At 69.0% G+C, this 12,675-nt stretch carries 12 protein-coding genes and 1 pseudogene; 7 read left to right on the top strand and 6 right to left on the bottom strand.

The annotated features are described in order from the left end of the window. Nucleotides 1-271 precede the first annotated feature (271 nt). Complete coding sequence (locus tag VHU88_05100) at nt 272-1,351, bottom strand: NHL repeat-containing protein (protein ID HEX3611043.1); 1,080 nt, start codon at nt 1,349-1,351, stop codon at nt 272-274. 642 nt (nt 1,352-1,993) lie between these two features. Continuing rightward, nucleotides 1,994-2,374, bottom strand: a complete 381-nt coding sequence (locus VHU88_05095; GenBank protein HEX3611042.1) for a transposase — start codon at nt 2,372-2,374, stop codon at nt 1,994-1,996. A gap of 1,931 nt (nt 2,375-4,305) precedes the next feature. Between VHU88_05095 and VHU88_05090 the strand changes: the two genes are divergently transcribed. Both VHU88_05090 and VHU88_05085 read left to right on the top strand, forming a co-directional pair. Then, nucleotides 4,306-4,542, top strand: coding sequence for a hypothetical protein (locus tag VHU88_05090; GenBank protein ID HEX3611041.1), 237 nt, complete (start codon nt 4,306-4,308; stop codon nt 4,540-4,542). Between the two features lie 193 nt (nt 4,543-4,735). Beyond that, the gene (locus VHU88_05085) at nt 4,736-4,891 is read left to right on the top strand and encodes a hypothetical protein (protein ID HEX3611040.1); all 156 of its coding nucleotides are present in this window, start codon (nt 4,736-4,738) and stop codon (nt 4,889-4,891) included. Nucleotides 4,892-5,195: 304 nt separating this feature from the next. Here the strand turns inward: VHU88_05085 and VHU88_05080 are convergent, their stop codons facing one another. Beyond that, a complete protein-coding gene (locus VHU88_05080) occupies nt 5,196-5,537 on the bottom strand; it encodes a metalloregulator ArsR/SmtB family transcription factor (GenBank protein ID HEX3611039.1) in 342 nt (113 codons plus the stop codon). Between the two features lie 81 nt (nt 5,538-5,618). Here VHU88_05080 and VHU88_05075 point away from each other — a divergent pair, with 81 nt between their 5' ends. Together VHU88_05075 and VHU88_05070 are read left to right on the top strand one after the other, a co-directional pair. Further along, on the top strand, nt 5,619-7,460 hold the full coding sequence (locus tag VHU88_05075) for a phosphoenolpyruvate carboxykinase (GTP) (protein ID HEX3611038.1): 1,842 nt from the start codon (nt 5,619-5,621) through the stop codon (nt 7,458-7,460). Next, entirely contained in the window at nt 7,457-7,675 is a 219-nt protein-coding gene (locus tag VHU88_05070) for a hypothetical protein (protein ID HEX3611037.1), read from the top strand. Before VHU88_05075 ends, VHU88_05070 begins: the two co-directional genes overlap by 4 nt. A gap of 784 nt (nt 7,676-8,459) precedes the next feature. Here the strand turns inward: VHU88_05070 and VHU88_05065 are convergent. Further along, on the bottom strand, nt 8,460-8,654 hold the full coding sequence (locus VHU88_05065; GenBank protein HEX3611036.1) for a hypothetical protein: 195 nt from the start codon (nt 8,652-8,654) through the stop codon (nt 8,460-8,462). On the opposite strand from VHU88_05065, the gene VHU88_05060 reads away from it, so the two are divergent. Both VHU88_05060 and VHU88_05055 read left to right on the top strand, forming a co-directional pair. After that, a complete protein-coding gene (locus VHU88_05060; protein HEX3611035.1) occupies nt 8,633-9,259 on the top strand; it encodes a hypothetical protein in 627 nt (208 codons plus the stop codon). The genes VHU88_05065 and VHU88_05060 overlap by 22 nt on opposite strands. 355 nt (nt 9,260-9,614) lie before the next feature. Beyond that, nucleotides 9,615-10,139: a hypothetical protein gene (locus VHU88_05055; GenBank protein ID HEX3611034.1), complete on the top strand. Its 525-nt coding sequence runs from the start codon at nt 9,615-9,617 to the stop codon at nt 10,137-10,139. A 342-nt stretch (nt 10,140-10,481) separates the two neighbouring features. Here the strand turns inward: VHU88_05055 and VHU88_05050 are convergent. Continuing rightward, nucleotides 10,482-10,761 (bottom strand): annotated as a pseudogene (locus VHU88_05050) (ATP-binding protein). Nucleotides 10,762-11,037: 276 nt separating this feature from the next. Next, nucleotides 11,038-11,715: a TetR/AcrR family transcriptional regulator gene (locus VHU88_05045; protein HEX3611033.1), complete on the bottom strand. Its 678-nt coding sequence runs from the start codon at nt 11,713-11,715 to the stop codon at nt 11,038-11,040. Between the two features lie 96 nt (nt 11,716-11,811). Between VHU88_05045 and VHU88_05040 the strand changes: the two genes are divergently transcribed. Continuing rightward, the coding region (locus VHU88_05040) for an NAD(P)/FAD-dependent oxidoreductase (protein ID HEX3611032.1) at nt 11,812-12,675 on the top strand (864 nt) is incomplete at its 3' end.

Here is a 12,675-nt window from a genome sequence, read left to right as displayed (position 1 = left end):
CCCGAAATACAGGCCGCTGCTTGTTCAGGAGGGAACGGACGGGCTGGTCGTGATCGTTGGAGGCGCAGGTTGCAAGTGCCGCTTTGCACTCGGTGTCGAGGGCCTCGCCAAGTTCGGCCCCGGCGCCATTGGTGTAGGAGGCCTCCTGTGCCGTGGCCTTGACCGGCTGCAGACCGCGTGCCTTCCTGAGCCGGCAGTAACGGAAGACCCTCGCGCGCGCCGGGGGCAGTTCGTCGCCGGATGGAGAACCGGTGTGTTCAAACCTGCTCGATCATGAAGAAACACGCGGGGCCAGCTCCATCTGCCGCACCCGTTGGTTGCTGCGGTCGGCGATGTAGAGGTTGCCCTCACCGTCTACCGCCACCCCGGACGGGGCGTTGAGTTGGGTGCTGCCGGACGGCCCGCCGCCGCCGTTGTAACCGGCGGTGCCGGTACCCGCCACCGTGGTGATGACCGGGGGCGTGGCGGTCAGATCCACCATCCGCACCCGCTGGTTGCTGCGGTCGGCGATGTAAAGGTTGCCCTCCCCGTCTACCGCCACCCCGGACGGGGCGTTGAGTTGGGTGCTGCCGGCCGGCCCGCCGTCGCCGTTGTAGCCGGCGGTGCCGGTGCCCGCCACCGTGGTGATGAGCCCCGCGGTGCTCACCATCCGCACCCGCTGGTTGCCGCGGTCGGCGATGTAGAGGTTGCCCGCGCCGTCCACCGCCACCCCGGACGGGTAATAGAGATCGACGGTGCCGGCTGCGGCCGGCCCGCCGTCGCCGTTGTAGCCGGCGCTGCCGGTACCCGCCACCGTGGTGATGAGCCCCGCGGTGCTCACCATCCGCACCCGCTGGTTGGCGGTGTCGGCGATGTAGAGGTTGCCTGCGCCGTCCACTGCCACCCCGTACGGGTTATACAGTTGGGCGCTGCCGCCCGGCCCGCCGTCGCCGTTGTAGCCGGCGGTGCCGGTACCCGCCACGGTAGTGATGACCGGGGGCGAGGCGGTCAGATCCACCATCCGCACCCGATGGTTGGCGGTGTCGGCGATGTAGAGGTTGCCCGTGCCGTCCACCGCCACCCCGTACGGGTAATAGAGATCGACGGTGCCGGCCGCGGCCGGCCCGCCGTCGCCGTTGAGGCCGGCGCTGCCGGTACCCGCCACCGTGGTGATGAGCCCCGCGGTGCTCACCATCCGCACCCGCTGGTTGGCGGTGTCGGCGATGTAGAGGTTGCCTGCGCCGTCCACTGCCACCCCGTACGGGTTATAGAGATGGGCGCTGCCGCCCGGCCCGCCGTCGCCGTTGTAGCCGGCGGTGCCGGTACCCGCCACCGTAGTGACGGCCCCGATAGCGACAGGTGGTGTACCCATGAAGGCTCACCTCATCAAGTTCCATAAACATTCAGGGAAAACGGTGCACGGATGGCTGATTTCGTCGACCCAAGTTGGTCCCACCTCGCTTGAGAAAATCGGCTCCACCCAGGGCGTCCGACCTGAGGTGACGGGTCGTCAGGTGCGTTTCGGCCTCGCGTGCGTGGGCCAAGGTCCTGTCTGGGTCTGGACAATATCGCGGGTAATCTCAGTAGTGATGCGCCGGTCTCCCGCGCGGGTTCGGTCGCGGCATCGTGTGGCGACTTGCGGTCCTCCGAACCACCGGGCCGGGCCGGCGCCGCCTTCGGCGTGCAGGACCTCGTAGGCCTGCCAGAGGGCTTTGTCTGTCAAGCGGCTGGATTGCCGTCGCCGTAGGGTTTCTGGTGGCGGGTCCGGGAAGTGACTTCTCCGAAGTGCTGGCCGTCGGGGTTGGGCCAGCCGCGCCGGATTTCGTAGTCGCCCCCGCTTGTCCTCCCGGGCCCGTCCCGGCGCGGCGTTCGTCGGCGAGCATGATCCGCCACACGTGGTCGGCCAGTCGCCGCTTCGAACAGCGCATGACCTCGCTGTGCGTTTTTCCGCCGATCTTCTTGTCGTAATAGGCCCGGCCGGTGCCGGCGCGCATCCAGATCTGGGTGACTGCCATCAGGTGCAGCGCGGGGTTGAGTTGCCCGTCCCCGCCACGGGCAGGCGATGACGTTTGCGCTCAGCGCTCAGCGCTCTCCGCTCTGCGCTGGCGGCTTCGACCGGTGCAGCACCGGCGTAGTTCACGAACGCCGACGCGGTCGGGAACCGGGCTGCGCCGCGCGTGCGCCCGAGCAGCCCGGCGGCGATCACCGGCCCGATCCCGGTCACCTCGACCAGGCTGGTGCCGTACTCGGCAAACACGACCGAGATGCGTTCGGTCAGCTCCTGCACGCTCTTGTCGCAACCCCGGATCTCGGCTACCAGGTCCCGGCACATCTGCTTGCGGGCAGTCTCGGCCGGCCCGACCGGCCGCACGCTCGCGAGCACCGCGGTGGCCACGGCGGCGCTCAGGTCGGTCTTTGCCCCGCCAGGCGGTCGGGGCGTCGGTGTTCGGCACGTCCTGGACCACCTCACCTCGCGCGAGCAGCCACTGGGCCAGGTGCCCGGCCCGGGCCACGGGCGTTCTCCACCGGCCACCGCCGGTGCGGGAACGCCTTTGCCCAACGCAGCAAGCTGCGATAGCCGGGCGCGCCCGCCCAAGCCACCTGCGACTTTGGTCAGCATCCGGGCCAACGTCGTCGTGCGACGCCCATGACGCAAGATCAGATCGTCGGCTGCTCGGCAAACGTCTTGCGCGTGCAGGCGTTGTTGCCGCAGAAGAACCTGCGCATCCTCAGACGTAGAAGTACCGGCCGGCCGCAGATCGGGGCATCGTCCAACGTTCGCCGGTACCGGCTGTGCACGGGGGTCGACGGCACACCGCATATGGGCCACGCCCCGATCTGCGCCCGAAGGCTCGCGTCGAGGACCAGTCCGGAACGGCGGTCCTGGACCGCGTCGACGCTCCCCGACTTCAGGTGCGGCAGAAGCTGACCCAGATCACATGACCGAACTCAAGCCGGCCTCGGCTCCGGATCCGCGGACACGCCGTGCCGTCGAACACGCAATGTGCGCCAGAACCCGAAAATTGAGCAGGTATCGACCCGTTGACATCTTTCGAGCTCTCGGGCACCCATATCGCCCAACTGGCCCTCATCACATCGGCCAGGAGGCTGGGTCTCGGTCGACCGGGTCGCGGTGCCGGGGCCCGTGCGGCCGTCGATTGCCTCCTCACCCCGAACGCAGTGCTCTCGGGGTGTTGGGTGAATCCGACGCACGCTTTCTGGCCGCGAACTGTGCGGGTTCTGCAGCAACGGGCGCTTGTGTGGCCAAGACCGCACCCCTTGGCGTTGGTGTCGTGCCGAATGCATGACGCACTCCATACCTGTGGGTAACGCCGCCTTATCCGCAGCCACGTTCGATGGGCCGTGTCTCCCCAGAAAGTCCACGGAGCCCCGCGCGGCCGACCCTGATTCGGGTCCGAGGGGATGCGATCGCGGACCGAGCACCGCCCCCAACACCCGGCCGGGCGGAGGTTCTCGACCGCTCGCCCGGCGACCGTCGCCGGGCCCGTACGGGGAGGTGCCCAGCGGGCCGGGCCCGCTCAGAAATGGACCTGCGACCAGAAATCGATCCCGCGGGCCAGGGAGAACACGGCCCGCAACCCGCAGAGCAGCAACATGTGAGGACCACCATGAACGACCCGCTCTCCGCCGGCACTGCGTTGATCGTGTTCCTAGCTGTCACCGCCTCCATCCTTGGGATGACACTGATGTGGGCCACCGCCAACCGGCACCCCGTGAGGCCGCGCCACCGACAACTGCGCGACCGACCCGCCTTGCCAAACGCGCACACCCGCGTCGGCTCGCCCGGCGTATCCGGCACCCGATCTCGCACAGTGGCATCCCCACCCACCGTGCCCACGTCCGGGGCCTGACCCTGCGCTCAGGGATGCCCGGTCCGGCCCGCACCACGCAGGCCCCGCACCACGCAGGCCCCGCACCACGCAGGCCTGAGACACCCGCCGGTGGCAAACTCCGTCAGTGAATCTGTCGCACAGTCAGATCGGAGTCGGCGCCGCGGCGTCGAGGCCTTCGCGGGGTCCGCCGGTGCAGGGGATGCGCCCTTTGACCCGCCCGGGGCGCCTGCCTGTCGGCTCAAGCGAGTCGTCGTTGTGACACGACACGACCAGCAAAGTTACTGACGGTGCGTCACCCAACAGCGCTAAATGACGCGAGGTCCGCGGCAGCTTCCGAGCCGCCCATCGACCTTCTGGCCGGATCTCGATAGCCGACGCCGCGGCCATGCGGTGAGTGCCGGCCGCGCGCCTGTTGGACAAAGGGCGCCCGTCCGGAGACCTTGATCGGGTCTGGTCCAACCGGGAGGCAACCGTGGCAGAAATTCGTGCTCTCGCAGCGCTGGTCGTGTTGACCGGCCTGCTCGTCGCGCCGCTCGCCGCCGGCCGCGCCGGCGACGGCCCGCCCCCGGTGAAACCGCCCGGCGTCCCGCTCGGTCTTTGCTCGGTGGTCGACTCGGTCGCCTCGGAACAGCAGCACCCGTGCCCGGATCAGGATCCGGACGGCCAGGAGGACGGCGGCGGCGGCCCCCTCGGGAGTCAGGGCGCGTAAAACCGGGCACCGTCCGAACCGACCGTCCGACCCGGCCTGCGGCGGCCGGGTGCGTCTGTGCAGAGCCTGCGCGGGGAACGACGGCTGCGCCCGGTGATCCGTCTCCAGTTCGCTGAAGCCCTCCCCGTCGTAGGAAACCGCGCCGAAGGCGCGAGGAGCGTCGTGGGGTAACCTGTCCGCATGATTCGAACATGTGTTCGACTGCTGTTGTGACTGCGGGGCCTGGACAGTACAGCGCCGCGGCGTCGACGAGGTTGTCGAATGCCTGCTCGCCGGGCTGGTGCGGGAGCGCCGGTCGACCGCGTTCATCGCCGCCCGGGTCAGCGCCGCGATCGCGCGACTCGGGTGAACATTGTCGCCCTTGGGGGTCAGTCGCAGCGTCAGGTTGACGAGGCGCGACCCCAGCAGGTCACTACTTAGGCAGGTTGGAGCGCCCCACCCTGGGGTGCGACCGGGAAGCAGCCATCGACAGCCGGCGTGGGCGGCGGTGCGCAGCTACGGCTTACCTGCGATGTGACGGGTGGTCAGTTCGACGAATGCTTCCCGCGTCCCGGCGACGAGCATCCGGCCGGACGACGACAGCGGACCCGCGATTCGGGCGTGGGCGTCGCGGCCGGTTCGGCGCTGAGGCCGATCCGCCGGATTTGGCGGGCTCACGCGGACTTCACCAAGGACTCCCGCAACTGCTCCAGCAACTCGTTGCGGTCGGCCAGCATCTCGGTGAGAATCCGCCGAGCCGCCCGCAGCAACTCGGCCACGTCCCCACCGGCCAGGGCATAGACCACCGTCGTGCCCTCCCGGGTCGAGGTGACGATCCCCGAGCGCCGCAGCACCGCCAACTGCTGGGACAGGCTCGAGGGTTCGATCTCGATCTCGGTCAGCAGGTCCCGCACCGGCTTCGGCCCGTCCTGCAGCAGCTCGAGCACCCGGATGCGGACCGGGTGCCCGAGCATCCGGAAGAACTCGGCCTTGGCCTGGTACAGCGGAACCGGCACCGAACCACCTCCTGGACACATTGTACTCTTCCGAATATACAGAGTTGCAGGATTCTTCAAGTGCAAAGGACGGAACACGTGGTGAGTGTCGAGGCGGTCCTGGACGCCGCCGGGCTGAAGAACCAGCACGTCCGCGACTTCGTCGAGCATTGGGCCTGGCACACCGGCTCAGCGGCGGTCGAGGTCGTCGAGGCGACCGACGACGCGCGCCTGCTCTCCGAAGCCCTGGCGGCCGGGGAGATCCAGTCGGCCGGCGAGGGTCGCTACTACGCCCGCAGCCATCGCAAGGACACCGCGCGCTCGGAGGAACGCACCTTCGTGGCCAGCGGGGACCTGGCGGACAAGGGCGTCTACAACAACTGGCGGCCGGCCGGCCAGATCCAACCCCTGGTCCTGGACCAGATGCGCGGAGCCTGCGCCGGTCGCACCCTGTACGCCATCCCCTACCTGATGGCCCCGCCCGGTTCACCGCTGCAACGTTGGGCAAGCGGCGTCGAACTGACCGACAGCCGCACCGTGGCGCTGCACATGATCCGCATGGCCCGGGTCGGCGTGGAACACGTCAACAACCTTGAGCACCCCAACGACTTCGTGCGGGCCGTGCACGTCACCGGCGAGCTGGACGAACTCGGGCAGGGCACGCAGCAGGACCGACGCCACTTCGTCACCGTCGCCGACCAGAGAACGATCCTGCACTACGGCTCCTCCTACGGTGGCAACGCGCTGCTCGGCAAGATCGCCCACGGGCTGCGGCAGGCCTCCTACGACGGCCGGCGCTCCGGTGTGTTCCTGGCCGAGCAGTTCATGCTGCTGGGCGTCACCGACAAGCAGACCGGCCGCAAGTACCACATCTGCGGCGGCTTCCCCTCGGCCTCGGGCAAGACCAATCTGGCGATGATGCTGGCCCCGGACGAGCTCGGCGATCGCTACCACGTCGAGTTCTACGGTGACGACATCGCCTGGCTGTGGGTCGACGAGCACGGTGTCCTGCGTGCCATGAACCCTGAGTTCGGGGTGTTCGGGGTCGCCAAGGACACCAACGCGATGACCAACCCCACCGCGATGCAGGCCGTCGGACCAGACACCGGGGTGCTGTTCACCAACGTGGCCCACAACGAGTCCGACGCCGATGTGTGGTGGGAAGGACGAACCACCCATCCGCCGGCCAACCCCGCCGGCTGGCGGGACTGGACCGGGCAACTGGTATCGGCCCGTCGGGCCGACGAGCCGTGGGCGCACCCCAACAGCCGGTTCACCACCACCCTGGCCAACGTGCCGAACATCGCCACGGACTTCGCCGACCCCAAGGGCGTGCCGATCGACGCGATCATCTTCGGCGGCCGCACCCGCGACCGGGAGCCGCTGATCCGGGCGATCCACGACGTCGCCGAGGGCGTTTACGACGGGCTCACGCTGGGCGCGGAGGCGACCTTCGCCGCCGAGGGTGTCGAGGGCCAGTTGCGCTACGACCCGATGTCGATGCGGCCGTTCCTGTCCTACCCGGAGGCGGACTACGTGGCGCACTGGCTCAGGATCATCGGCGCGGCCGCGGAGAAGCCGATCTTCGCCCACGTCAACTGGTTCGCCCGCGGCGCCGACGGCCACTTCCTGTGGCCCGGATACCGCGACAACCTGCGGCCGCTGCTGTGGCTGCTCGCGCTGAAGAACGGTGAAGTGACGGGGCGCCAGACCCCGGTCGGCATCGTCCCTACCGCCGAGGAACTCGAACTGGCCGGGATGGAACTACGACCCGGCGACCTGGACCGGCTCCTGTCCATCGACGTCGAACGCTGGCGTCAGGAGATGGCGCACCGCCAGACCCACCTGGAGCAGTTCACCGGGCTGCCCGAGGAGATCTGGGCCGCACACCGCCGCGTCACGGCAGCGCTGGACGCCGCGGCGACCGACCGGGAACCGACATGAGCGAACTGACATCCCGTCAGGTCCGGGAAATCAGCAACTGCCGATCCCCGCACGCGTCAGTTCTCGCCGTGGCCGAGGCCGACGGCTCGGGACTGGCGCTGATCGATCCCGACGGTTGGGGCGCACGCATCGTGGTCGAGCACTACATCCAGGACGAGCAAGCTTCGTGGCACCTAGCGCGGCAGCGCGCCGAAACCGCACCCTCCGATCGGTAGCTCACTTCAGCCCGCGGCTGCCGAGCACCGGACCCCCGGCAACGTCACGATCCTCCGACGCAACCAGCCGACGAGGAACCCGGCAGCACCCTGCACTGCGGCCTCCGCCCGCCCGCCTTCAGGGCGGAGGCCGAGCTACCGCCTGACACGAACCGGACCGGTGCCCTTGGACGAACCACAACGACCGCGGCGGCGCATCCGACCGCAGCCCGTGCCAGGCCCCGGTCCTCACGTCCTGCCGACCGTCACCTTCAGTCGACCGTGTTCGCACGCCTGCTGGCCATCGAGGCTGCGCTGAACGGCGGCCCCACCGAACCTGCGCTCGAGGACCTCACCTGGCTGAGCGATGACATCTCGGCCTTGATGGACCACTACGAGGCCCGGCCCGGCGAGCACGGCATCAAGTGCCCTGCACTCCCCGCCCCGTCGTGGCACTCCGGAAGAGCAGGCCAGGAACGACCGCGACTGATAAGCCGTAGCGCAGAGGTGAGGCTCGAAAGGCACATGTCGTCCCGAACGGCGCCGAAACCCGCAAGGATCCCTGGATCGGTTGCGTGGCTGAGGAAGGCGGAGATTCGTAGGCGCGGTAGCTAGCGTCCACCTCGGCTGCGGTAGCGGGCCGGCAGTACAGCGAGGGGTTGTGCCGCGGGGACGGCTCGGGCCACCATCGCCGCGACTGCCGCGGTTGCAGGCTGTGTAGGAGCTGATCTCGACGAGATCGCCGACGGGATCACAGATGTATAAGCTGGTCATCGGACCCATAACCCCCGGCGCGTTCCACTGGTCAGAGTTCCACGGGCACCTGATGGACGGTCAGATGCGCCGTGGTGTCGTCGGTCCGACGGTCGGCTATCAAGCAGATGTCGGCGCTGCCCGGCACGGGGTGGGTGGCCTCGGGTTCGGACTCCTGCGCGGCCTTGTGCAGGTTCAGCTTGCTCCAGGGTTTACCGTCTGCCCATGGACTGGGCGACCTCGGCATCGCTGGCCACCGCGGCGGGGACGCTGGTCCTGGCCATCGCCACGTTCGTGTCGGTGCGGTCGGCCAACCGGGCGGCCCGCGTTGCGGAGCGGGCCCTGCTGGCCGGCATCCGGCCGTTGCTCGTCCCGTCCCGCGCCGAGGATCCGGAGCAGAAGATCGGCTTCCAGGACGACGTGTGGATCCGGGTGCCGGGCGGGCAGGCGGCCACCGCTATCACCGACGAGGTGGTGTACCTGGTGATCTCGCTGCGCAACGTTGGCAGCGGCCTCGGTGTCCTCCACGGCTGGCGGTTCCACCCCGAACGGATGATGGGCGGCGGTCCTCCGCCGCTGGAGGGGTTCCACCGGCTCATGCGGGACATCTACATCCCTACCGGAGAGATGGGCTTCTGGCAGGGTGCTTTCCGCGACCCGTCCGACCCCGACTTCGCCGGGGCTCGGGAGGCTCTGTGCGGCCGCCGGCAGTCGACCGTCGACCTTCTTTACGGCGATTACGAAGGCGGGCAACGGGTCATCGGCCGCTTCGCGCTCATCCCCGCCGGCGACGACCGCTGGTTGGCAACGGTCTCACGCCACTGGAACATCGACCGTCCCGAGCCACGCTGACAGGAACCGATCATCGGCGGAAAACCCCATCCACCATGAGTTTCCGTTCGGCCGGCCGCGGGACGCTCGAGGAACGCCTGCCCGGCAGCGCTGATGGCCAGGGCCCTGTCGCCGGCTCGGGCGGAACGCACATCGGGCGAGGGAGCGCCGGGCAAAGGGGGCCGGGGCGAGGAAATATGAAGGGGCCCGCGCAGCGGGAGGATCTGCGTGCCCGAGCCCGACAGCACCTCGGACCGACTGGCTCATCGGCGAGCTCAAGGACCTGCCGAGGGATGTGCCGTTGATCGTGACCCTGCACCACCCCGCCGTACTCCGCGGACGATCACCATTCCGGGTCCACGCACATGATCAAGGCTTGGATGAGGCGACCGCCGCGTCGGGCCGGCGGCCGGAGCTGGTGATCGCGGGGCAGGTGCACAACTACCAGCGGCTGACCCGGACCCTGCCGGACGGGACGCAGTGGCCGTACCTGGTCACCGGCGCCGGCGGGTACCACAACCTGCACTCGATCCAGAAGGTGAACGGGAAGGCGATGATCGCCCCGGTCACCTTCGAGACCGACCCGGACGGTGACCCGATCGCCCTGGAGACCTACCTGGACGACCACCACGGCTTCCTACGCCGGTGTCGGCCTGCCCCCGAGCCCGGTTATCCAAAGACTGAATCCTCCGGTGATTCCGGAGTCTCCGGACACGTCGGGGGGATTCAGGCCGCAGCGGCCATGCCCTGTGGAGCAGCTGAACCGCCGGACGAACGCGGACGCTCGCGAACACCGGCGATCGACGGCATGACCGCGCGTCTGCCGCGCAACCTCGCCAAACGCAACTGCAACCCTAATTGCAACCCCGGCAATCGGGCCCGACCGGCCGCAACGCTGTGATTCATGTTCCTGCACGTGAGAGACGTGCCCGGGACGGGATTCGAACCCGTACGACCTCTCGGTCAACGAGGTTTAAGCTCCTCAGGCGCTTGGTCGTCGGCGGTCGTCGGCACCCGCACAGACGGGACTGGCGGCCCGGGGACCGGCACCGGGCGGCCGCGAATCTCGGCGAACTGCAACCACAATTGCAACCGCCGCGGCGTTCGGTAACTCTCCCAGCAGCGCGGATGTGTTGAAAGTCCTGTAGTCGATGAAGGGAAACACCCTCGGCTGTGTCAACGGCACTCGAATCTTGCCCCCCTGACGGCAGGCGAATTTTGACCCCCGGCCCGTCAGATTCGGTTATTCCTGTGGTCGTCCGGCCGGGACTCGGCCGAGGTCTCGGTTCTTGAGTCGGTAGCTGTCTCCCTTCAGTGAGATGACCTCGGCGTGGTGGACGAGGCGGTCGATCATGGCGGCGGCGACGATCTCGTCACCGAAGACCTCGCCCCAGTGGCCGAAGGGTTTGTTTGGAGGTGACGATCAGCGAGGCGCGTTCGTAGCGCGATGAGATGAGTTGGAAGAACAGGTTGGCGGCTTCGGGTTCGAAGGGGATGTAGCCGACCTCGTCGATGATCAGCAGTGCTCCGGAAGCTCGATCGGTTGCGCCAGGCGTGTTCCAGCGCGTCGTGGGTCAGGTCGTGGGTCGGCTGGCGTTGATCGGCGTCCAGGCTGAGCCCGTCGATCGGGTCTTCAGGTGGGGGCTGGTCATCGAGAGGACGGTTCACCACCATTTCTTGGCCTCCTCGTGGGCGTCGAAGACGCCCAGGGGGATTACCTGCGCCAACTGGCCGCTGTCCTCGTCGTCGTCCCAGATCGGCGGGGTTTGTGGTTGCTGCCGCGCCGCCGTTGACCGCTACTAGCGCGCTTGATCGGCATCGTCGCCCGGGGCGGGGCGTCGAAGGGCTTCCCAGGCGGCGTCGGCGAGGACTCGTTCGGCGTGGGCGAGGTGTGCGCCGAGGGCGTCGGGCTCCGGTGCGGTGGAGCGCCCGGAGGGTTCGATGGCGGCCCGAACGAGCTGTTCGGCGGGCCCGAGCCAGAGCGCAAGGCTGTGCTCGTGCGGCAGCGCTCGTAGCTCCCCAATTGCGGCGCGTTCGTCGAGCCAGCCGGCGAGCCGACCGTCAAAGTACTGCTTGAGCCGAGCTTCTTCGCCTTCGGCGATCTCGGCGACGTTGGGCTCGCGGCACTGATGCAGGTAGCCCATGGCGCGCGGATCAGCCCCGGCCCACCGTAGGTAGGCCAGCACCAGCCCGCGGACGGCGTCCTCGGTGCGCGCGTGGCGGTCAAGCTCGACGAGCAGGTCGCTCTGGAAGCGCTGCAGGTGTTCCAGATAGACCGTGGCGGCCAGGTCGAGCTTGTCGCGGAAGTGGTGGTAGAAGCTGCCCACGCTCACGCCGGCCGCGGCCAGGATGTCTTCCACCCGGGTCGCCGCGACACCCCGGTCGACGAACAGCTCGATCGCGGCGGCCGCGATGTCCTCGCGGCTCGAACCGGGCCTGGTCCGATGGCCCGTGCCTGCAGTGGAGGTCTTGGTCATCGCGGTCCATCCTACCCGGGGCTAGAACAATCCTCGGTACCTGTGCTAGAACTTTCCTCTAGAGGTTTCGTCGGGTGAGCGTGCGGAGGGTGAGTTATGGCGGAGTACGACGTGGTGGTGGTCGGTGGCGGGGTGGCTGGGTTGTCCGCGGCGATGATGCTGGGGCGGTCCCGACGGCGGGTGGTGCTCGTCGATGCCGGCGAACCGCGCAACGCCCCGGCGGCGCACCTGCACGGCTTCTTGTCCCGCGACGGTATGGACCCGGCCGAGCTGCTGGCCACGGGCAGGCGAGAGGTCGTCGGCTACGGCGGGGAGCTACTGGCGGGCCGAGCGGTCGGCATCGACCGCCTCGACGGGGCGCGGTTCGCCGTGCGCCTGGCCGAGGGCGGCCGGCTGGGCGCACGCGCGGTGGTGGTGGCCACGGGGCTCCGCGATGAGCTCCCCGAGATCCCGGGCCTGCGCCCGCGGTGGGGCCAGGATGTGCATTTTTGCCCGTACTGCCACGGCTACGAGGTACGCGACAGCGCGCTCGGGGTGATCGGAGGGGAGGACCGTCCGTTCAGCCTGCGCCAGGCGCAGCTGATCCGGCAGTGGTCCAACGATGTGGTGTTCTTTCCGCACCGGATCGACCTGGAGGCCCACGAGCGGGAACTGTTGGTCGCTCGCGGCGTGCGGATCGTCGATGGCGAAGTGACGCGGATCGTGTCCGACGAGACCGGCGTCCGCGGTGTCGAGCTCGCCGAGGGGCCGATGGTCAGACGCACGGCGCTGTTCGTCGGCCCACGCTTCGTGCCGTCCGACGAGCTGCTGACCGCCCTGGGCTGCGAACTCAATGACGAGGGCTGGGTCGCCACCGACCGCACCGGTCGCACCAGCATCGACGGCGTGTGGGCGCCCGGCAACGTCGTGGACCACACCGCCCAGCTGATCAACGCCGCGGCCGCCGGGTCCGCCGCCGCC

It is taken from the genome of Sporichthyaceae bacterium (assembly GCA_036269075.1).
Lineage (GTDB): Bacteria > Actinomycetota > Actinomycetes > Sporichthyales > Sporichthyaceae > DASQPJ01.
This window is presented reverse-complemented; position numbering and strand designations above follow the sequence as displayed.